The organism is Mycobacterium sp., assembly GCF_040509115.1.
Lineage (GTDB): Bacteria > Actinomycetota > Actinomycetes > Mycobacteriales > Mycobacteriaceae > Mycobacterium.
Genome location: NZ_JBEVLO010000233.1, coordinates 1 through 20,353, shown reverse-complemented (window position 1 = coordinate 20,353; position 20,353 = coordinate 1). Strand labels below are relative to the sequence as shown.

Below are 20,353 nucleotides of genomic sequence, written 5' to 3'. Positions count from 1 at the left end.
CCGCTCGGTCAGCTCACTGTGGCCCGCCGCGAATTGGATTGCGCAGCAGAGGACTTGAAGATTCTGGCCGATCTCGGTGGCCGGTTGATCACGGCAGAGGACGACGAGTGGCCGTTCCTCGCGTTCACGTCGTTCGCGGGGGAGCCCGTCCGCAGGAGGGAAGCCGGTCACACCCCGCTGGCGTTGTGGGTGGTCGGTCAAGGCTCGCTCGCCGACGTCGCCGAACGGGCCTGCTCGATGGTCGGGACCCGCGCCTCGACGTCCTACGGTGAACGGGTCGCCGCGGACCTGGCCGCCGGGTTGGCGCAGCGAGACGTCGCCGTTGTCTCCGGCGGGGCGTTCGGCATCGACGGGGTGGCGCATCGGGCGGTCCTCGGTTCCGAGGGGCTCACCGTTGCGGTACTGGCCGGAGGTGTCGACGTGCTCTATCCGGCCGCGCACGCGACGATGTTGCGGCGAGTGCGAGAGAAGGGTCTGCTCGTTTCGGAGTATCCACCCGGGATCCGGCCCGCACGCCACCGGTTCCTGACCCGCAACCGTCTGGTGGCTGCGCTGTCGGGGGCCACGGTGGTGGTGGAGGCGGGTCTGCGTAGTGGCGCCGCGAATACGGCGTCCTGGGCCAGGGCGCTCGGTCGCCCGGTGTGCGCCGTCCCCGGGCCGGTGACGTCGGCGATGTCCTCGGGGTGCCACGTGTTGCTCCGCGACGGGGCGTACCTGGTTACCCGTACCGAGGAGGTCATCGAATTCATCGGTGCCGCAGGCGAACTCGCTCAGGATCCATCGCGACCCAGCTCACCGCTGGACGGACTCAACGACATCGAGCTGCGCACCTACGACGCCCTGCCGAAACGGGGTGCCCGCACGCTGGACCAGATTGCCGTCGCGGTGGGCCTCCCTCCCACACAGCTGCTCGGCCCGCTGTCCAGTCTCGAACTCGTTGGTTTGGTCGGCAGGCGTGACGGGCGCTGGCGGATCACGGGAGGCAGTGTGCGCCCACGGTAGCCAGCCGCCCGAGCGCGTCCGCTCGTATAGTCGGGTGGGGCAAATCGATGATCGTAAAGAGGTAAGAGGTAACTGTGGCAGGGCGTCCGATTCATACATTCCAGGTGGTACGCAGCGAGCAGCTCTCGCCGCACATGATTCGCGTGGTGCTCGGAGGCGGCTTCGACACCTTCACGCCCAGCGAGTACACGGACTCGTACGTGAAGATCGTGCTTCCCAGGGCCGACACCGACGTGTCGGCGCTGTCCTTGCCCTTGACCATGGACAGCTTCAAGGAGCTGCCCGAGGCACACCAGCCCGTCGTCCGCACCTACACCGTCCGCCACGTCGATACCGAGCGTGGTGAGATCAGCATCGACTTCGTCGTTCACGGCGAGCACGGAGTGGCAGGCCCGTGGGCCGCGGCAGTACAGCCCGGCGACCCGGCCTACCTGATGGGCCCAGGAGGCGCCTACTCACCGGACCCCGCCGCCGACTGGCATCTGATGGCCGGCGACGAATCCGGACTGCCCGCCATCAGCACCGCGCTGGAGGCGTTGCCTGCCGACGCGGTCGGACGGGTCTTCATCGAGGTCGGTGGGCCCGACGACACGCTCGCACTGACCGCGCCGGAGGGCGTCCACGTCCACTGGATCTATCGGGGCGGCAGAGCCGATCTGGTGCCCGAGGAGAAGGCGGGCGATCACTCACCGCTGGTCGCCGCGGTCAAGGAATCGCAGTGGCTGCCCGGCCAGGTGCAGGTCTTCATTCACGGCGAGGCGCAGGCCGTCATGCACAATCTGCGGTCCTACGTCCGCAAGGAGCACGGGGTCGACGCCAAGTGGGCTTCGATCTCCGGCTACTGGCGCCGCGGTCGCACCGAGGAGACGTTCCGCCAGTGGAAGGCCGAGCTGGCGAAAGCCGAGTCCCAGTCCGCCGGATGACTCCGAGCTGGCACCCTTGGTCAATGGCATTCGGTGACTACCAGCTCGAAATCTATCTGCAAGGCCTGTCCGGCGTCCTGCCGTCGTTTCCGATGGCGTTCGCCGAGCTCGAGGCGAAGGCCCAGGCGGCGATGTCGCCGTCGCTGTGGTCCTACGTCGCAGGCGGCGCTGGCGACGAACGCACCCAGCGGGTCAACATCAGCGCCTTCGAGCGCTGGGGGTTGATGCCGCGGATGTTCGTCGGCGCCAAGGAACGCGACGTCTCGGTCGAGCTCTTCGGCCTGACTCTCCCGTCGCCGGTGTTCATGGCGCCGATCGGAGTGATGGGTTTGTGCGCCCAGGACGGTCATGGGGACCTCGCCGCCGCGCGAGCGGCCGCACGGACCGGAGTGCCGATGGTGGTGTCGACGTTGACGTCCGACCCGTTGGAGGACGTCGCCGCCGAGTTCGGAGACACCCCGGGGTTCTTCCAGCTGTACACGCCGACCGATCGTGAGCTGGCTGCCAGCCTCGTGTCGCGTGCCGAAGGGGCCGGCTACAAGGGCATCGTCGTCACCCTCGACACCTGGGTGCCTGGCTGGCGGCCCCGCGACCTCTCGACGTCGAACTTCCCGCAGCTGCGCGGCCACTGCCTGGCCAACTACACCAGCGATCCGGTGTTCCGCGCCTCACTGCAGCAGACGCCGGAGGAGAATCCGCAGGCCGCGGTGCTGCGCTGGATCTCGGTGTTCGGTAACTCACTGTCATGGGACGATCTGCCCTGGCTGCGGTCGTTGACTGAACTTCCGTTGCTAGTCAAGGGAATTCAGCATCCCGACGACGCGCGCCGCGCCATCGACGGGGGCGTCGACGGCATCTATTGCTCGAATCACGGCGGACGGCAAGCCAACGGTGGCCTGCCCGCGATCGACTGCCTGCCCGGCGTCGTCGAGGCGGCCAACGGCGCCCCGGTGCTCTTCGACTCCGGCATCCGTAGCGGCGCCGACATCGTCAAGGCGCTTGCCCTCGGTGCGACGGCGGTCGGCATCGGCCGTCCATACGCGTACGGGATGGCCCTCGGCGGCGCCGACGGCGCCGTGCACGTGCTGCGGTCACTGCTCGCCGAAGCCGACCTCATCATGGGCATCGACGGGTATTCGTCGCTCAAGGAGCTGACGCCGGACGTCTTGCGTCGCGTCGACGCTGTGGCGGCGTCGCGATGAGGGCCGTCAGTTGCCTCGCAGGCAATCTCGAGGTCGTCGACCTCCCGGATCCCACGCCGCAGAAGGGCCAACTGGTCCTCGCGGTGCGACGCTGCGGTATCTGCGGTAGCGACCTGCACGCCAGACATCACGCCGATGAGGCCTCGACGGCCGCGTCCGAACTGGGCTACCCCGATTTCATGCGCGTTGACACGCCCGTCGTGATGGGGCACGAGTTCTGTGGTGAGGTCGCCGAACGCGGGCGTGGCGTCGCCAAGGAGTTCAAGGAGGGCGCGCTCGTCGTGTCGTTTCCGCTGGTGCGAGCCAACGGCGTCGTGCAGATGACCGGACTCTCGCCGCTGGCTCCCGGTGGGTTTGCCGAGCAAGTGCTTGTCGAGGCGGCGATGACCTTCCGCGTGCCGAACGGCTTGTCGGCCGAGGTCGCGGCGCTGACCGAACCCATGACCGTGGCTCTGCACGCCGTGAACCGCAGCGGTATCGGAAAGGGCGACGTCGCGATCGTCGTGGGTTGCGGCCCGGTCGGGCTTGCCGTCATCAGCCACCTCAAGGCACGCGGAGTGCGCAGCATCGTCGCGAGCGACTTCTCGCCCAGCAGAAGGGCATTGGCAAGCCGATGCGGCGCCGACGTCGTCGTGGATCCGGCTGTCGAATCACCATACGAGCGCGCAGGCACCAGGGGCATGATCACCAAGGCCTCGGACCTCTACGAGCTGGCGGTGGGGTCGATGGAGAAGCTGCGCAAACTGCCAGGGTGGTCGCACGTCTACCGTGCCGCGGATGCCTTTGGTGCGGCAGGCCCCAAGCGGCCCGTCATCTTCGAATGCGTCGGCGTGCCGGGAATGATCGACGGCGTCGTTGCAGCAGCACCGCTCAATTCGCGCGTCGTGGTCGTCGGGGTCTGCATGGTCGAGGACAAGCTGCGTCCGGTCATGGCGCTCGGCAAGGAGATCGACATTCGGTTCGCATTCGGCTCGACGCCGTTGGAGTTCCGGGACACCCTGCACATGCTCGCCGACGGCAAGATCGACGGCTCGCTGCTGCTTACCGGCACCGTCGGACTGGACGGTGTCGCAACGGCTTTCGATGCGCTCGGCGATCCCGAGACGCACGCCAAGATTCTCGTCGACCCCGCGAGCGACGTCGTTGCACCTTGATCGCCAACCGGGATCCTGGTCCGGGGGTGAGCATTCCGGGGATGGTGGACAGCGCCCCGGTGGACGCCGTCGACGGAGATCCCGCGAATCCGGTAGGCGAGAGCGCGGTTTCGGCTACCAGACCCGCACGTAGTCGATCAGCATGTCGGCCGGATAGGTGCCACCTGAGGGATCGCCGCCGCCGGAGCCCGCGATCGCGAGGTCCATCACCGGGAACAGCGTGTAGCCGGGTTCGTTGAACTGCCAGTCGGGCAGCGAGTTCGCAGGAACGTTGAAGTACGGCTGCGCTCCGTCGGTGTAGTCCTTCCAGAACCGCATGCCTGCGTCGTCCCACTGGACGCGCCAGGTGTGCCACGCGTTGTCGACGGTGATGCCCTGGCTGACGTGTTCGCCACCATTCAGCTTCGCGTGGACCGCCGTCCCCGCGGCCCACTGGCCATTGCCGTACCACTCCATGATGTCGACTTCACCGCCGTTGACCGGGCTGTTGTTGGCCAGATACCAGGCCGGCCAGGCCCCCGGGGTGATGCAGTTGCACTTGATCCGGGCTTCCCAGTTGTGCCCGATGCCACCCCGGAACGTGCCGAAGACCTTGCCGCTGTAGTAGGTGTCGCCGTCCTTGGCTGCGCGGAAGACGAGGTTGGACTTGCCGTCGAGGTAGACGTTGCGGCGGTCGTCACGGTACTGGCCGACGTTCTCGGGCAACTCCCAGTAGGTCGGGTCCTCCATGGACTCGCGCTCCAGCGCGATCTCCCAGTTGGCGCGATTGGGGGCGGAGCCCGCGGGCCCGTCGAAGTGGTCTTCGAACAAGTACTTGCCGCTGGCGGGCGGCGCCGCGGGCGGGGGTACATCGCCCCAGGTCGGGCGGGCCGCGGCCTCGGGAACGGCGATCGCCGTCCCCATCAGGCCGATCCCGGTCAACAACATCATCCGACGACGATCCATGTCAGGCATGACGACCATGTAAGTCCCACCGTGAGCCGGGGTGCAAGTCGCCGGACCGTGCCGACCGAGATCACCAAGTGGTCTCGCTTCGGCGACACCCCCTGCGGCGCGACGGAACGTCATGACGAATCTGCCAACGTAGGGGAGTGGCGATCGCAGCCGAGGTGATCCTCGAAGAGTTCGACGAGTACCTCGCGCTGCAACGCGGCCGGTCCGACCACACCCGTCGCGCCTATCTCGGCGACCTCAGGTCGCTGTTCGCGTTCGTCGCACAACGAACCCCCGACCCATCCTTGCAGCGCCTCACGCTGCCGGTGCTCCGATCCTGGCTCGCGGCCCAGGCCTCGGCGGGAGCGGCGCGCACCACCCTGGCGCGGCGCACGTCGGCCGTGAAGACCTTCACGGCGTGGGCCTGCAGGCAGGGGCTCATCGACGCCGACCCCGCCACCCGACTCCAGATCCCCAAGGCCCGGCGCACGTTGCCTCAGGTGCTTCGCCAGGATCAGGCGATGGACGCCATGAATGCCGCCACTTCCGGTGCCCAGCAAGGAGATCCACTGGCGCTTCGCGACCGCCTCGTCGTCGAGATGTTGTACGCCACGGGTATTCGCGTCAGCGAACTGTGCGGCCTGGACGTCGACGACGTCGATGCCAGCCGTCGGGTGGTGAGGGTCCTCGGCAAGGGCAACAAGCAGCGGACGGTTCCGTTCGGCGAGCCGGCGATGCGTGCCCTCGATTCGTGGCTCAAGGACGGCAGGCCCAAATTGGCGACGGCGACGTCGGGACCGGCGCTGCTGCTCGGTGCGCGTGGCGGGCGCATCGATCAGCGCCAGGCTCGCACGGTGGTGCACCAGACGATGGCCGCCGTCGACGGGGCGCCCGACATCGGGCCGCACGGCCTTCGGCACAGCGCGGCAACGCATCTCCTCGAAGGCGGGGCGGACCTGCGCGTGGTGCAGGAGCTGCTCGGTCATTCCACGCTGGCCACCACCCAGCTCTACACCCACGTGACGGTGGCTCGGCTGCGGGCCGTGCACGATCAGGCGCACCCGCGGGCTTAGCCGCGCAGCGGCTTGAGTCGTATGGGTGTCGTCACCACCAGACCCAGGGGATCGACGTAGTCCGCCCGCGCGGCGGGGCCCCACATCGCACCCCAGTGCAGGCAAGCGGCCGTCCCGCACCCGGCATGCCCTGCCATCAGTTCCCCGATCGCGCCGCCCGAGCCCACTGACTGACCAGCCCGTACCACGGCCCGCACCGGTTCGTAGCTGGTGCGCAGCCCGCCAGGATGACCGATGGACACGACGGGTCGGCCCGCCAACTCACCCGCGAACACCACCGTGCCCTCCGCTGCGGCAAAGACCGGTTGGCCGGACGTGCCCGCCAGATCGACCCCCCGGTGTCCTCGGTTCCAGTTCAGCGCGGGAGCATCGAAGGCTCGCAGTACGGCAGGACGGGGTCGCAGCGGCCAGTCGAGGCGATCCACCGCACCGTGTGCTGGCGTCGCACCGAGGATGCCGAGGACTGCCGACGCCACCAGTGCCGCGAACGCCCTCATCCGCCCAGTTCAGCGCTTCGAGCGCGACGTGGGAAGCCCCCGAGCGGCGGCTGTGGATCAAGTCGCCTCTGGGGATCGCCGCACGGGCGGTCGGGTGGTTTTTGCACGCGTGTCGCCGGTGTAAACTCATGACCGCAATCCGCGTCAGCGGGTTGACTTCGCGCGCCTGTGCCGCGGCCCCGTGTTCCAGGGTCGCACACGCTTGCCGGGCGGTCCCGCTTCGAGACTCTCGAAACGGGTCCGGCATGCAACGGGTGCCAGGGTTCGACCGTCACCCGACGCCGAACGACAACCGACTCAAAGGAAACATGGGCCAAATGGCTGTTGTAACCATGAAGCAGCTGCTTGACAGCGGCACCCACTTCGGGCATCAGACCCGTCGCTGGAATCCCAAGATGAAGCGGTTCATCTTCACCGACCGCAACGGCATCTACATCATCGACCTGCAGCAGACGCTGACGTACATCGACAAGGCGTACGAATTCGTCAAGGAGACCGTCGCCCACGGCGGATCCATCATGTTCGTGGGTACCAAGAAGCAGGCGCAGGAGTCCATCGCCGACGAGGCCACCAGGGTCGGCATGCCCTACGTGAACCAGCGCTGGCTGGGCGGCATGCTCACCAACTTCTCCACCGTGCACAAGCGCCTTCAGCGGATGAAGGAGCTGGAGGCCATGGAGCAGACCGGCGGCTTCGAGGGGCGCACCAAGAAGGAAATCTTGATGCTGACCCGCGAGAAGACCAAGCTCGAGCGCAGCCTCGGCGGTATCAGGGACATGGCGAAGGTGCCGTCGGCCGTCTGGATCGTCGACACCAACAAAGAGCATCTCGCCGTCGCGGAAGCGCGCAAGCTGAACATCCCGATCATCGCGATCCTGGACACCAACTGCGACCCCGACCTCGTCGACTACCCGATCCCGGGCAACGACGACGCCATCCGTTCGGCCGCGCTGCTCACCAAGGTGGTCGCCTCCGCGGTCGCCGAGGGGTTGCAGGCACGCTCCGGCGCGGGTGCGGACAAGCCCGCCGCGGAGGGGGCCGAGCCGCTGGCGGAGTGGGAGCAGGAACTGCTCGCCTCGGCAACGGCAACGACGGCGGCGCCTGCGGAAGCCGGCGCTGTCGCCACCGAAACCACCACCGATCCTTCGTAGGAAAGGCTGAACATTGGCTAACTACACCGCTGCTGACGTCAAGCGTCTGCGGGAGGTGACCGGCTCGGGCATGCTCGACTGCAAGAACGCCCTCGTCGAAGCAAACGGAGATTTCGACAAGGCCGTCGAGGTCTTGCGGATCAAGGGTGCCAAGGACGTCGGCAAGCGCGCCGAGCGCGCCACCGCCGAGGGCCTGGTAGCCGCCAAGGACGGCGCGCTCATCGAGCTGAACTCGGAGACCGACTTCGTCGCCAAGAACGCGGAGTTCCAGGCCGTCGCCGCCCAGATCGTGGCGGCTGCAGCCGAGGCGAAGGCCGGCGACGTCGACGCCCTCAAGGCCGCCAAGGCAGGGGACAAGACGGTCGAAGAGGTCATCGCGGAACTGTCCGCGAAGATCGGCGAGAAGCTCGAGCTTCGCCGGGTCGCCTTCTTCGACGGCACGGTCGAGACCTACCTGCACAAGCGTTCGTCCGACCTGCCCCCGGCAGTGGGCGTGCTCGTCGAGTACACCGGCGGTAACGCCGAGGTCGCTCACGCCGTGGCCCTGCAGGTCGCGTCGATGAAGGCCAAGTACCTGACGCGCGACGACGTTCCCGAGGATGCCGTCGCCAACGAGCGCCGCATCGCCGAGGAGACCGCGAAGGAGGAGGGCAAGCCCGAGCAGGCGCTGCCCAAGATCGTCGAGGGTCGTCTCACCGGCTTCTTCAAGGACGTCGTCCTGCTGGACCAGCAGGCGATCGCCGATGACAAGAAGACCGTCAAGGCGCTGATCGACGATGCCGGACTGACCGTCACACGGTTCGTCCGCTTCGAGGTTGGTCGCGCCTAGGCGCCAAGGCTTGAGGCTCGGAACATCGCACCGAGTCTCTCGATAGGAGACCCCGCGTCCCACCGGTGACCCCGGTCGGCGCGGGGTTTCTCCGTTTCACCAGCCGTCGGGGACCCGACCCGCGTTATTGCACACGTGTGTTGCTAGCGTCGATCCATGACATACGTCTCCGCATTCGACGATGATGCGCTCGGCGAGCTGGACGCCGTGGGGGTCGCCGACGCCATCAGGTCCGGGGTCGTCTCCCGCGCCGACGTCGTCGAGGCGGCCATTGCGCGGACGCTGAAGGTCAACCCAGCCCTGAACGGGTTGGCCTACGAGGCGTTTGACCGGGCCCGCGCCCGCGCGGCCGCCCAGCAGCCCTATGGCGGCTTCTTCGACGGCGTACCGACCTTCGTCAAGGACAACGTCGCCGTGGCTGGCATGCCGACGATGGAGGGCGCCGACGCGTGGCAGCCGCGCCCCGAGAAGGCCAACGGCGACTTCGCCAGGGCCTACCTGGCGACCGGACTGAATCCGATTGGCAAGACACAGATGTCGGAGTTCGGCTTCAGTGCCGCCGCCGAGCATCCCCGCCTCGGGCCGATCCGCAACCCATGGAACGCCGACCACACCGCCGGTGCGTCGTCATCTGGGTCGGGGGCGTTCGTGGCGTCGGGAGTGGTGCCGATCGCGCACGCCAACGACGGCGGCGGCTCGATCCGGATTCCGGCCTCTTGCAACGGCCTCGTCGGACTGAAGCCGTCCCGGGGCCGGCTGCCCCTTGACGCGAACATGCGGCAGATGCCGATCCGGATCGTCGCCAATGGGGTGGTGACCCGATCGGTGCGTGACACCGCCGCGTTCTACCGCGAGATCGAGAGCATCTGGCGCAACCCGAAACTCGATCCGATCGGCGACGTGACGGGGCCAGGCCGGGAGCGGCTACGGGTTGGGGTGTTCACCAAGTCGGTGAAGCGCGAGTGCAGTCCCGAGGTGCGCGACCACACGTTGGCCACGGCGGCACTCCTGGAGCGGATGGGGCACCTCGTCGAGCATCTCGACGAGCCCCCGGTCCCGGAGTCCTTCATCGACGACTTCCTCCTCTATTGGGCGCTGTTGTCGTTCGCCCTCGTCCGTGGTGGACGCAAGCGGTTCGGGGCGTCCTTCGACCGCGGTCGGCTGGACAATCTGACTCTGGGGCTCGAAGCATTCGCGGGCCGTAATCTGCACCGGCTGCCCACGGCGATCGCGCGGTTGGCGACGTTGCGCCGACGCACCCTGCGACTGTTCCGCCAGTACGACGTCCTGCTGACACCTACGTTGGCCGACGAGCCGCCGCGGGTCGGTCATCTGGATCCCACCGCCGACTACGACCAGATCATCGACAGGCTGGTGGACTGGGTGGCCTTCACGCCGCTGCAGAACGTCACAGGCGACCCGGCGATCTCGCTGCCACTTGCCGAATCGACCGGCGGACTGCCGATCGGAATGATGTTCAGCGCCCGGCTTGGGCGCGAGACCACCCTCTTGGAACTGGCCTATGAGTTGGAGGAGTCCGTTCCGTTCCGGCGCATCCCATCGGGCCGTGCTACGGATTCCGAAGCGCGATAGCCCTGATGGGCTACACCACACGGTCTATACCACCGGGCTCGACAACGGATTCCGTTGTGGGCATGACACAGCGCCGTAATCCGACTTAGGTCGAGTTAACCTGCCGGACACCGGCAGCGGCAGTCAAAGAAACATTCCGATTTCACCATTCCCGTTGTGGAGTCCCCTTCCCCCACAACCGTTCGATCACCGGCGATCGCCACTGCTTCTGGAAATACCTTCGGGTATCTGGTCCGGTTTGCATTGGCGAACATTCGCCGCCGTCCCGAGCGGTTCGTGCTGTCCGTCCTCGGCATTGCGCTGGCGATCGCGTGCGTCGCCATCGTCCGCACCATCTCGTCGAGTTTCGCCATCACTGGCGCCGACTCGGTGACCGACGTACTAGGAGGTGCCGAGCTCTGGGCCGTGCCCGCCGCGGGTGTTCACTTCGATCCGGATGCCGAGGCGCTCGTCGCCGACGGACCCGCACCCGAACTCGCCCTTCCGGCAGGCTGGACCGGTACCCACACGCTGTCCGGGCTGACCACCATCAACGGCAACACCGTATCGCTGCGCAGCAGTGACGGGATTGCCTCAGGACAAGCCACTTTCGGTTCCGCACTGGCCGGCCGGCTTGGCGTCGGCTCCGGCGACCGGGTGGAGATCGGCGGCCAGACCGTGGTCGTCGGTATCGATGGTGGCGGTCAGTCCGCCATCGTCTCCACCCAGCTGGCGCGCTCCGTCGTCGGCGAGAAGGGGTGGTGGACGGTGTTCGCGCCTTCTGGTCAAGAGAAGGACCGCACCCTTGCCCAGACGTTCGGCGCCGCGACGGGTCTGCCGTTCACCGCGGATCCCGCCGTCATGCCCGACGCCGGGGGAGCGGGTCTGATCTACGACACCGTCGGCGGCAACGGACCGCTGACCTTCGAGCAGAAGTTCTCGGCGCTGTTCTCCGGCAAGGTCACCAGTTCCACTCTCGGGCTGATCTCGACCATCGGCCTTGGCCTCGGCTTCGTCATCGCGGTGTCGTCGTTCCTGGCTGCCGTGCAGGAGCGCAAGCGCGAGTTCGGCATCATGTCCAGCATCGGGCTCGCCGACGAGGTGCTCTACTTCTTCCTCGTCGAATCGGCCATCGTGTTCGTCGTCGCCTACGTCATCGGCATCGCCGGCGCGGGAGTGGCAGTGGCACTGGTCATTCCGGGGATTGCCACCCCCACGGCGTGGCTGCAGGCCTCCGCCATGGTTGCCGCGTTCCTGCCTGCGATGGCCATCGTGGGCGCCCTGGTTCCCGTGCACCGGTTGCTGCAACACCGACCCGTCGACTTGTTGGGAGACAGGTAACCATGTTGAGCAAGGGTCTGGCCTACGGCTGGCTCGCCGCGCGTAGGCGAATCGGCGAAATGGTTCTGCCGGTGGTGACCACCGCGACGGGCGCGTTCCTGGTGGTTCTCGTCTTCGGCATGCAGGATGGCATTCGCGAACAGTCCGCCTCGCTCGGGCACGCCGACGAGATCGGACGCGCCGTCATCCTCATCGCCGTGACGGTGCTCCTGGTCGGCGTCGTCGAGGTCGCCGTCGCGACCACCCGAACGGTCGCGCACCGCACCAAGGAACTCGGCGTGCTCGGTGCCAACGGCGTGCCCCGCACGCCGGTGGTGGCCGCGTTGCTGGTCGAACCAGTCGTCGCCGCCGTACTCGGGTCCATCGTCGGTGCCGCGCTCGCCGCCGTCGTCGCACTGATCCTCGGCGCCACGGGATTCGTACCCACCGGAGTCGCCACGGGCGGACTCCTCCTCGGCGCCGGCATCGCCGTCGTCGTCAGCATCGTCGCCGCAGTGGCGACGAGTATCTTGCCCACCTGGACCGCAGCGTCGCGGCCACCGATTCGTTCGCTCTCCGCGGGAGGCTGATTCGTGACTGTCATCAGAGAAAATGAAGCCAACGACCTGGACGTCGCCGAGGCAGGCGCGTCTGCCCCTGACGCGGGGGTGACGGCGTCTCCGGTCATCGAGGTGTCCGACGTCTGGAAGCTGCACAAGCTGGGCGACGAAGTCGTCAAGGCCCTCGTCTCCGCCGAACTCACGGTCATGCCAGGTGAATTCGTCTGCCTGATGGGGCCAAGTGGCAGTGGCAAGTCCACGCTGCTCAACATCATCGGCGGCCTGGACCGGCCCACGAAGGGCTCCGTGAAGGTGGCTGGCAAGGACACCGGCCAGCTCACCGAGAGCCAGTTCGCAGCCCTGCGCCACGACACCATCGGGTTCATCTTCCAGAGCTACAACCTGATCCCCTTCCTGTCCGCGGTCGAGAACGTCGAGCTGCCGCTGATGTTCGAGCCGTACGACCGGAAGTCATTGCGCAAGAGAGCAACCGAACTGCTGGAGTTGGTTGGACTGAGTCATCGCATCAACCACCAGCCCACCAAGATGTCCGGTGGTGAGCAGCAGCGCACGGCCATCGCGCGCTCGCTGATCAGCAACCCGACTCTCGTCCTCGCCGACGAGCCGACGGCCAACCTGGACCACAAGACGGGGGAGACGGTCGTGCGCATGCTGCGCGACCTGTGTTCGACCATGGGCGTCACCGTTGTCGCCAGTACTCACGATCCGATCGTTGCCGAGGAGGCGAGCCGCGTCGTCCGGATGAAAGACGGCCAGATCGTCAACTGACCCGATCCTCGCAAGAGCTCGAATTCGACTGGGAGAAGCAATGACACAAGAGATGGAAGCGACGCTGCCTTCCGGCGGCGGCGGCGGTGACCGAGACAAGCTATTGACGACGGAGCTCGTCCCCGAACAGATTCTGCCCAAGGTGATGAGCACCTTCGGTCTCACCGCCGCGTACGTGTTCATCATCTGCTGGATCACCGGCTCGTCGGTGATGGCAGCCGGTGGCTGGACCGCGATCCCGATGTGGGTGCTCGGCATCCTCACGTTCCTGATCCCGGCAGGCATGGCCGTGGTCGAACTCGGCAACCTGTGGCCGGGCCAGGGCGGTGTGTACATCTGGGCCACCAGGACGATGGGCGAAACCTGGGGATTCGTCGGCGGTTACCTGTCGTGGGTGCCGGTAATCCTGAACGCGGCGTCCTCGCCCGCGGTCGTCCTCCAGTTCCTCCTGTTGGCCTTCCATCAGGAGCTGGGATTGACGACGAGCATCATCCTGCAACTGGTGATCCTCTGGACCGTGGTTGGCCTCGCGCTCGCCAAGCTGGCGGCCAACCAGAAGATCATGAACATCGTCTTCGTCGTCTACGGCGTCCTGACGCTGACCATCTTCATCTGCGGTGTGCTGTTCGCCGTCAAGCACGGCTCGGCAACCCCGTTCAACTGGCACGACGCGACGATCCCCAACTTCGCGGTGGCGGGCTTCCTCTACGGCACGGTGCTGCTGTACCTGCTCGGCGTCGAGACCCCGTACAACATGGGCGCGGAGTTCCTCTCGGTGCGCAAGAGCGGCCCGCGGATGATCCTGTGGGGTTCGACAGCGCTGGTGGCCATCTACCTGCTGACCACCCTTGGCACCATGATGGCGCTCGACGGCGACGACATCGACCCCGTGACCGGTGTCATCGGCATGCTCGGAGTCTCGGGCTTCCCCGGTCTGATGGAGATCTGCGCCGTCGTGCTGGCAGGCATCATCGTCGTGGCACTCATGACCTACCAGGTCGCCTACTCGCGACTGATCTTCGTGTCGGGTCTGGAGCGCCACCTGCCACGAATCTTCACCCACCTCAACCCGCGCACCCGTAACCCGGTGACCGCCATCCTGATTCAGGGCGTGCTGTCATCGCTGATCCTGGTGGGGTTGTACTCGCAGAGCAGCATGGCGAACGTCACCATCTACCTGCAGGGCGGTCTGAGCACCGTGTGGCTGCTGTCCGGGTTCTTCTTCCTCATTCCGGTCGTCGTCGCACGCAAGAAGTACGCCGATCGCTATGACGCCGAGAAGTTCTGGCGCATCCCCGGTGGCATGGTCGGCGTGTGGATCGTCGTCATCGTCGGCACGGTCGGCACCATCGGCGGCGTCTACTACTCGTTCGTGACGCCGTGGATCGACGTGCCGCAGGCCACCTGGATGACGTGGGTCGGCGGAATCAGCATCGGCATGTTCGCCCTTGGCCTGATCGTCTACGTCTTCGGCCGCCGGTCGGCCCACAAGACGAGCAAGGAGGACTCGCTGGCACATCTGGCGGTCTTCGATCTCAAGAAGTCTGAAACCACCACCCCCGAGGGAGCTTGAGCACATGACCCTGGACAGCACCACGCTTAGCGCGGACGCTACCGAGGACCAGTCGACCTATCCGTTGGATCCGTTGTCGGGCGCCGAGATCGAGTCGGCAGCGGCGATCATCATGGGATCCGAATACGCGTCGTCGACACTGAAGTTCGTCATGATCCACCTGGCGGAGCCGGCCAAGACCCCGGAGTTGACGTTCAGCACCGTGGGCGACGTGCCCCGCTGCGCCTTCGCCACGATGTACGACGCCTCCGCCAAGATGATGTACGAGGCGGTCGTGGATCTCGGCGCACGGGTCATCGAGTCGTGGAAGTCGATTCCCGGCCGGTTCCCGTCTTACCTCGTCGAGCACATGACGGGTGTCGAGGAGAAGGTTCGGGAAGACCCCCGTTGGCAGGAGGCGATGCTCAAGCGGGGCATCACCGACTTCAGCCTGGCGATGATCGACCCCTGGCCCGCAGGGTATTACGGCCAGGGTGATCACTACGACAACTCGCCGCTGATCTGTCGTCCGCTGACGTTCATGCGGGCGGCGCCCTCCGAACACGGCTACGCGCGTCCGGTCGAGGGTCTGATCGTCACGTTCGACCTCGACAACATGGTGATCATCGACATCGAGGATCACGGCGTGGTCCCGATGCCGCCGACCGCGGGCAACTACGACGAACGCTTCATGTTCGACCCGAACAACCGGCCCGCGTTCACCGAATTCCGTTCGGACGTCAAGCCCATCGAGATCACCCAGCCCGAGGGGCCGAGCTTCACCGTCGACGGGTGGAACGTGACGTGGCAGAAGTGGTCCATGCGCATCGGCTTCAATCCGCGCGAGGGCATCACGCTGCACGAGGTGACCTACACCGACCGCGGCGAGACAAGGCCCATCATGTACCGGGGATCGCTCTCGGAGATGGTGGTCCCCTACGGTGACACCTCGCCGACGCACTGGAACAAGAACGTGTTCGACATGGGCGAGGTGGGCATGGGCTTCTCGGCCAACCCGCTGACCCTCGGCTGCGACTGTCTCGGCGAGATCCACTACTTCGACGGCACGGTCAACGACTCCGACGGCAATGCGGTCACGATTCCCAACGCGATCTGCATGCACGAGGAAGACTACGGAATCTCCTGGAAGCACACCGACTTCCGCACCCAGGAGGTGGAGGTCCGGCGTTCGCGGCGGCTGGTCGTGTCGATGATCTGCACCGTCGGCAACTACGAGTACGGGTTCTTCTGGTACTTCTACAACGACGCCTCCATCGAGGTGGAGGTGAAGTTGTCCGGCGTGCTGACGACCGGCTCGATCGCCGAGGGCGAGGTCCCGCGGTGGGGCAAGCTCGTCGCACCCGGCGTCTACGGGCCGAATCACCAGCACTTCTTCAACTTCCGACTCGACATGAGCGTCGACGGGCCGGGAAACAGTGTCTACGAGGTGGATTCGATCCCGGAGCCAGATCCGGAGCTCAATCCGCACCACAACGCGTGGATCGTCCAGGACACGCTGGTGGCCTCCGAAGCCGAGGGCGCCCGCGACTGGGACTGGAAGACCGGACGATACTGGAAGATCACCAACCCCTCGAAGACCAACGAGTTGGGTAGTCCGACGGCCTACAAATTGGTGCCCAAGGACATCGTCCCGGTGATGGTGCAGGAGGGTTCCTACATCTACGACCGGGCGCGCTTCGTGCAGCACAACCTCTGGGTCACCAAGTACGACGAGGCCGAGAAATTCGCGGCGGGCGACTACATGTACCAGTCGGCAGACGCCCAGGGTTTGCCGGAGTTCGTGTCCGACGACGCACCGCTTGAGGACACCGACGTGGTGCTCTGGTACACGCTCGGCGCCCACCACGTCGTACGCCCGGAGGACTGGCCGGTGATGCCGTGCGCGTACACGGGATTTCATCTGAAGCCAATCGGCTTCTTCGACGGCAACCCGGCGCTCGACCTCCCGCCGACGCCGCCGAAGGCGTGCCACGGTGCACATCACGCAGGGCTCCCGGTGGCCGAGAGGGCGATGGAGTCCTAGCCGCGGGATTCAACATGCAGGAGTAGCCTTCGGTGCCTCGGCCTCGTGATCGACGGGGCCCGGCACCGGAGGCTACTCTTGAGCACGCTGTCCGACGATCTGCGCACGCTGAGCTACGAGGCCTTCGTCTACTTCTATCCGATCGTGACGATGGACGTCACGCGACGGCAGCTGATGAACATGCCAGCGGGTTCAGGGCCGGGTTCTGGCCCGCCCAACCGGTTTTCACACATGAGGGCATTTCCGGCGGCGGACTTCCGTGCCGTCGTCCGACCGAACTTCGACACCCTGTATTCGTCGGCGTGGCTCGATCTGACGTCCGGTCCGGTGACGTTGACCGCCCCCGATACCGACGACCGGTACTACATGCTTCCGCTCATCGACATGTGGACCGACGTCTTCGCGAATCCCGGCAAGCGGACGACGGGCACCGACGCGTCCGAGTGGGTCATCGTCGGCCCGGGACACGTTGGAGACCTGCCGACGGGACTGCCCGTCATCGAGGCGCCGACGCCGTACGTGTGGATCATCGGGCGCACGCAAACCAATGGGGTCGACGACTACCCGGCCGTGCACGCGGTGCAGGACGGCTACGTCATCACCCCGCTGGGTCCCGAACCCGAGCACGTCATCGATGCCGACTACGACGTCAAGACCGAGCCTGTCAAGACCGTCAACGGCATGGCTGCGCTCGACTTCTTCGAGTATGCCGCCGAGCTGCTGTCGGTGAATCCGCCGCATGCCGCCGACTTCTCGCAGCTGGCCCGCATCGCCCTGCTCGGCATCGAGCGGGGAAAGCCCTTCGACGCCAGCCGATTCGGTTCGGCCGAGCGGGCCGAGATCGAAGCGGGCAAGGCCGACGCGCTCGCCGCCATGCTGGGGTCGTTGCCCACCCTCGGCACCAGCGTGAACGGTTGGACGGTGATGACCGACAACGTCGGCGTGTACGGCAACTCGTACTTCAAACGGGCGGTGGTGACGATGATCGGTCTGGGCGCCAACCCGCCGGAGGACGCCGTCTATCCGCTGCTGACCGCCGACGCCCACGGTGCCCCGTTGGTGGGGGAGACGGACTACGTCATGCACTTCGACGCCGATGCGATTCCGCCCGTGCATGCCTTTTGGTCGGTCACGATGTACGACGCGGAAGGCTTCCAGGTTGCCAATGAGCTCAATCGGTTCGCCATCGGAGATCGCGATCCGCTGGCCTACAACGCCGACGGCTCACTCGACCTCTACGTTCAACACGTCAACCCGGGCGCGGAGCGGGAGTCGAACTGGTTGCCCGCTCCGGAGGGGCCGCTCGGCGTGACGTTGCGGCTCTACGCGCCCAAGCCCGAGGTTCTCGACGGCAGGTGGACACCGCCCGCGGTACGCAAGGCGTGAGGCAGGTCGCCTCGCCGGCATCCACGTTCCTCGGGTCAAAGGGTTGGTCACGGCCGCGGGTCGCCACCGCCGACGCCGTCCAGGACTGTCTTGGCGAGTCGGCGGGCGTTGGTGGCGTCGATCGGTTGGTGGCCGACGAGGAGGCGGAAGACGCCGGCGCCGAAGATGAGATCCAGAACGTCCTCTGGGTCGACGTTGGCGTCGAGCTGTCCCCGGTGCACTCCTTCGCGCCAGATCGCCAAGAGCCGCTCCCTGCGGTAAAGGAAGAAGTGGTCACGCATCAGTTGTGCCGCACCCGGTTCCAGTACGGCCGCGGCGAGGAGCTCGGTGAACACGTACCCGTCGGCGCCGCGGTACTGCTCGGCGATCGCGACGAAGGCGGCGGTCAGATCTGCGCGCGCATCCCCGGTGTCGATCACCGGGACGTCGATCGCGATTCGCCGGGCGAAGGCATCGACGGCCAACGTGGTGCGGTGGGGCCATCGACGATAGATGGAGGGTTTTCCGATCCCGGAGCGGCGGCTGACTGCTTCGATCGTGCATCCGGCCACGCCGGTCTCGCGGAGGAGTTCCGCAGCCGTGTCGAGCACGACGACGTCGACCTCCGCAGCACTGCGCCTGCGGGGCGGTGACACGTCGCCGTCGAGGATGTCGCTGCTACTCGGCTCTGCGGTTCCGCTGGGCGGCTGAGCGGTCACGATCGCGACTCCGCGCCTTGCCGAGGATGAATGGACTGCAATGCCCCGTCACGCCCGCCGGCGACCTGGCTGGCCAGCGGCTCGAGAGCGGCGAGCATGTCGTCGTCGAGCACCACGTCGAGGGCTGCCAGGTTGGTGTCGACGCGGGTTGCACGCCGCGTGCCCGGGATGGGCACGATGGGCACACCCAGAACCGATGCTTGGTGATGAACCCACGCCAACGCGACCTGGGCCGGGGTGACCTCGAGCCGAGCCGCTAGCTCTTCGATCGTTGCGACGAGTCGTCGGTTGGCGTCGGCGTTCGCACCTTGGAAGCGGGGATGGCCTCGCCTGCTGTCGGTAGCCGTAAGGGCAGTGGGATCGACTGCCCCAGTGAGGAATCCGCGTCCGAGTGGCGAATAGGCAACCAGGCCCACGTGCAGCTCGTCGAGTGTCGGTGTGAGCTGCTCGACGTCGCGGCTCCAGACCGAGTACTCGCTCTGCACCGCCGCGATGGGATGCACTGCATGAGCGCGCCGCAACTGTTCGGCGCTGACCTCGCACACCCCGAGGTGGCGTACCTTGCCCGCCTCGACGAGTCCACCCATTGCCTCGATGGTGTCCTCGATCGGAACGTTCTGCGGCGGCCGGTGCAGGTAGTAGAGGTCGATGTGCTCGGTGCCCAACCTCAACAACGAGGCATCACAGCTGCGCCGTACGTAGGCGGCGTCGCCACGCACTGTTCGACGATCATCGCCCGAGCTCCTGTCGACACCAAACTTCGTCGCCACCACCACGTCGTCGCGATGGCCCGCCAGTGCCCGGCCCAGCAGGACCTCGTTGTGACCGGCGCCGTAGATGTCCGCGGTGTCGAACAAGCTAACCCCGCGATCGAGCGCGTGGTGGATCGTCGCGGTCGAGGTGTCCCAGTCGGTGGGACCGTAGTGCTCGCTCATGCCCATGCAGCCCAGGCCTTGCGCCGACACGGTCAAGGGTCCGAGTTGCACAGCCTTCACATTGCCTCCTAAATACGTTACGTCACGTAACTTACGCTCGAGGAGGGTGGGACTGCAAGGGTGCAACTGTGAGTGGGCGACGGCGATCGCGTGTTCGCCTGGAGCGCCACGGTGAGTTGCGGACGGCGAATGTCGCCGCGTCGTCGACGGGCGTCATCCGCAGTCTGGTGAACGCAGGCTTGAGCAAGAGCAGAGGGCCTGCTTGGGTTCGGCGAGCGCGGTGAAGTGACGGCGCTGCAGAGGCTGAACAGGTTGTGTGACAGTTGATTTCACCTTACCGCGTCGCACAAGTCGCGGGCGGCTATCCCGAGCATCGTTGCGTCGTTGCCCATGGCGATAAGCCCGTACCCGCGCTCGATCAGCATCCGCGCCCGGCCGGGGTCGGTGCCCGCAGCCGTTCCTAGCCGAATTCCGTACTGGGCACAGGTACGTTCCAATTCGTGGAGGAGAACCGGTAACTCGTCTGGATCGCGGTGCTCGGCGGCGTGAGACGCAGTCAGATCCATCGGCCCGACCAAAAGGCCAGTGACACCGTCCACATCGGCGATGTCCTTGGCCGCTCGGATGGCAGGTGCGCTCTCGATCTGCAAGTAGACGCTCGTGGCTGCATTTTGGGCGCTCATGTAGTCCAGCGCGTCCACAGCACCCCACATACCGGCCCGTCCGCTCGTCG

Annotated in this window: 19 protein-coding genes; 14 read left to right on the top strand and 5 right to left on the bottom strand. The window is 66.5% G+C overall.

Going from position 1 to position 20,353, the window contains the following annotated elements:
• The 4 genes from dprA to ABW137_RS16035 all read left to right on the top strand — a co-directional run.
• A partial coding sequence (gene dprA, locus ABW137_RS16050; protein WP_526401652.1) for a DNA-processing protein DprA occupies positions 1 to 1,002 on the top strand: 1,002 nt, incomplete at its 5' end.
• A 74-nt stretch (positions 1,003 to 1,076) separates the two neighbouring features.
• On the top strand, positions 1,077 to 1,925 hold the full coding sequence (locus ABW137_RS16045) for a siderophore-interacting protein (RefSeq protein ID WP_526401650.1): 849 nt from the start codon (positions 1,077 to 1,079) through the stop codon (positions 1,923 to 1,925).
• 23 nt (positions 1,926 to 1,948) lie between these two features.
• The gene (locus ABW137_RS16040; protein WP_526401648.1) at positions 1,949 to 3,127 is read left to right on the top strand and encodes a lactate 2-monooxygenase; all 1,179 of its coding nucleotides are present in this window, start codon (positions 1,949 to 1,951) and stop codon (positions 3,125 to 3,127) included.
• Entirely contained in the window at positions 3,124 to 4,281 is a 1,158-nt protein-coding gene (locus tag ABW137_RS16035; RefSeq protein ID WP_526401646.1) for a zinc-binding dehydrogenase, read from the top strand. The genes ABW137_RS16040 and ABW137_RS16035 overlap by 4 nt, the downstream gene beginning before the upstream one ends.
• Positions 4,282 to 4,395: 114 nt before the next feature.
• On the opposite strand, the gene ABW137_RS16030 is transcribed toward ABW137_RS16035, so the two are convergent.
• On the bottom strand, positions 4,396 to 5,235 hold the full coding sequence (locus tag ABW137_RS16030) for a glycoside hydrolase family 16 protein (protein ID WP_526401644.1): 840 nt from the start codon (positions 5,233 to 5,235) through the stop codon (positions 4,396 to 4,398).
• 143 nt (positions 5,236 to 5,378) lie between these two features.
• Between ABW137_RS16030 and ABW137_RS16025 the strand changes: the two genes are divergently transcribed.
• A complete protein-coding gene (locus ABW137_RS16025; protein ID WP_526401656.1) occupies positions 5,379 to 6,287 on the top strand; it encodes a tyrosine recombinase XerC in 909 nt (302 codons plus the stop codon).
• Here ABW137_RS16025 and ABW137_RS16020 read toward each other — a convergent pair.
• Positions 6,284 to 6,784: a M23 family metallopeptidase gene (locus tag ABW137_RS16020; protein WP_526401642.1), complete on the bottom strand. Its 501-nt coding sequence runs from the start codon at positions 6,782 to 6,784 to the stop codon at positions 6,284 to 6,286. The two genes, ABW137_RS16025 and ABW137_RS16020, sit on opposite strands and share 4 nt — an antisense overlap.
• 317 nt (positions 6,785 to 7,101) lie before the next feature.
• Between ABW137_RS16020 and rpsB the strand changes: the two genes are divergently transcribed.
• From rpsB to ABW137_RS15975, 9 genes are all read left to right on the top strand, one after another.
• Entirely contained in the window at positions 7,102 to 7,935 is an 834-nt protein-coding gene (rpsB, locus tag ABW137_RS16015) for a 30S ribosomal protein S2 (protein WP_526401640.1), read from the top strand.
• Between the two features lie 13 nt (positions 7,936 to 7,948).
• Positions 7,949 to 8,764 (top strand): translation elongation factor Ts, encoded by an 816-nt coding sequence (gene tsf, locus ABW137_RS16010; protein ID WP_526401638.1) that lies wholly within the window; start codon positions 7,949 to 7,951, stop codon positions 8,762 to 8,764.
• A 156-nt stretch (positions 8,765 to 8,920) separates the two neighbouring features.
• Positions 8,921 to 10,357 carry an amidase gene (locus ABW137_RS16005; RefSeq protein ID WP_526401636.1) on the top strand — a complete coding sequence of 479 codons (1,437 nt, stop codon included), beginning with the start codon at positions 8,921 to 8,923 and terminating at the stop codon, positions 10,355 to 10,357.
• A gap of 156 nt (positions 10,358 to 10,513) precedes the next feature.
• On the top strand, positions 10,514 to 11,677 hold the full coding sequence (locus ABW137_RS16000; RefSeq protein WP_526401634.1) for an ABC transporter permease: 1,164 nt from the start codon (positions 10,514 to 10,516) through the stop codon (positions 11,675 to 11,677).
• Positions 11,678 to 11,679: 2 nt separating this feature from the next.
• Positions 11,680 to 12,246 (top strand): FtsX-like permease family protein, encoded by a 567-nt coding sequence (locus tag ABW137_RS15995; RefSeq protein ID WP_526401632.1) that lies wholly within the window; start codon positions 11,680 to 11,682, stop codon positions 12,244 to 12,246.
• 36 nt (positions 12,247 to 12,282) lie between these two features.
• Positions 12,283 to 13,005: an ABC transporter ATP-binding protein gene (locus tag ABW137_RS15990; RefSeq protein ID WP_526401654.1), complete on the top strand. Its 723-nt coding sequence runs from the start codon at positions 12,283 to 12,285 to the stop codon at positions 13,003 to 13,005.
• A 40-nt stretch (positions 13,006 to 13,045) separates the two neighbouring features.
• Positions 13,046 to 14,578 (top strand): amino acid permease, encoded by a 1,533-nt coding sequence (locus tag ABW137_RS15985; protein WP_526401630.1) that lies wholly within the window; start codon positions 13,046 to 13,048, stop codon positions 14,576 to 14,578.
• 4 nt (positions 14,579 to 14,582) lie between these two features.
• A complete protein-coding gene (locus tag ABW137_RS15980; RefSeq protein WP_526401628.1) occupies positions 14,583 to 16,601 on the top strand; it encodes a primary-amine oxidase in 2,019 nt (672 codons plus the stop codon).
• Positions 16,602 to 16,679: 78 nt separating this feature from the next.
• Positions 16,680 to 17,987 (top strand): DUF1254 domain-containing protein, encoded by a 1,308-nt coding sequence (locus ABW137_RS15975; RefSeq protein WP_526401626.1) that lies wholly within the window; start codon positions 16,680 to 16,682, stop codon positions 17,985 to 17,987.
• 47 nt (positions 17,988 to 18,034) lie between these two features.
• Here ABW137_RS15975 and ABW137_RS15970 read toward each other — a convergent pair whose 3' ends face one another.
• The 3 genes from ABW137_RS15970 to ABW137_RS15960 all read right to left on the bottom strand — a co-directional run.
• Positions 18,035 to 18,685 carry a TetR/AcrR family transcriptional regulator gene (locus tag ABW137_RS15970; RefSeq protein ID WP_526401624.1) on the bottom strand — a complete coding sequence of 217 codons (651 nt, stop codon included), beginning with the start codon at positions 18,683 to 18,685 and terminating at the stop codon, positions 18,035 to 18,037.
• On the bottom strand, positions 18,682 to 19,680 hold the full coding sequence (locus ABW137_RS15965; protein ID WP_526401622.1) for an aldo/keto reductase: 999 nt from the start codon (positions 19,678 to 19,680) through the stop codon (positions 18,682 to 18,684). Before ABW137_RS15965 ends, ABW137_RS15970 begins: the two co-directional genes overlap by 4 nt.
• Before the next feature lie 269 nt (positions 19,681 to 19,949).
• The coding region (locus ABW137_RS15960; protein WP_526401620.1) for an aldolase/citrate lyase family protein at positions 19,950 to 20,353 on the bottom strand (404 nt) is incomplete at its 5' end.

What these genes read in the sequence shown, in the direction of transcription:
- ABW137_RS16035 (WP_526401646.1), top strand. Translation starts at nt 3,124, where the DNA reads ATGAGGGCCGTCAGTTGCCTCGCAGGCAATCTCGAGGTCGTCGACCTC.
- rpsB (WP_526401640.1), top strand. Translation starts at nt 7,102, where the DNA reads ATGGCTGTTGTAACCATGAAGCAGCTGCTTGACAGCGGCACCCACTTC.
- ABW137_RS16040 (WP_526401648.1), top strand. Translation starts at nt 1,949, where the DNA reads ATGGCATTCGGTGACTACCAGCTCGAAATCTATCTGCAAGGCCTGTCC.
- ABW137_RS15980 (WP_526401628.1), top strand. Translation starts at nt 14,583, where the DNA reads ATGACCCTGGACAGCACCACGCTTAGCGCGGACGCTACCGAGGACCAG.
- ABW137_RS16005 (WP_526401636.1), top strand. Translation starts at nt 8,921, where the DNA reads ATGACATACGTCTCCGCATTCGACGATGATGCGCTCGGCGAGCTGGAC.
- ABW137_RS15995 (WP_526401632.1), top strand. Translation starts at nt 11,680, where the DNA reads ATGTTGAGCAAGGGTCTGGCCTACGGCTGGCTCGCCGCGCGTAGGCGA.
- ABW137_RS16030 (WP_526401644.1), bottom strand. Translation starts at nt 5,235, where the DNA reads ATGCCTGACATGGATCGTCGTCGGATGATGTTGTTGACCGGGATCGGC.
- ABW137_RS15985 (WP_526401630.1), top strand. Translation starts at nt 13,046, where the DNA reads ATGACACAAGAGATGGAAGCGACGCTGCCTTCCGGCGGCGGCGGCGGT.
- ABW137_RS16020 (WP_526401642.1), bottom strand. Translation starts at nt 6,784, where the DNA reads ATGAGGGCGTTCGCGGCACTGGTGGCGTCGGCAGTCCTCGGCATCCTC.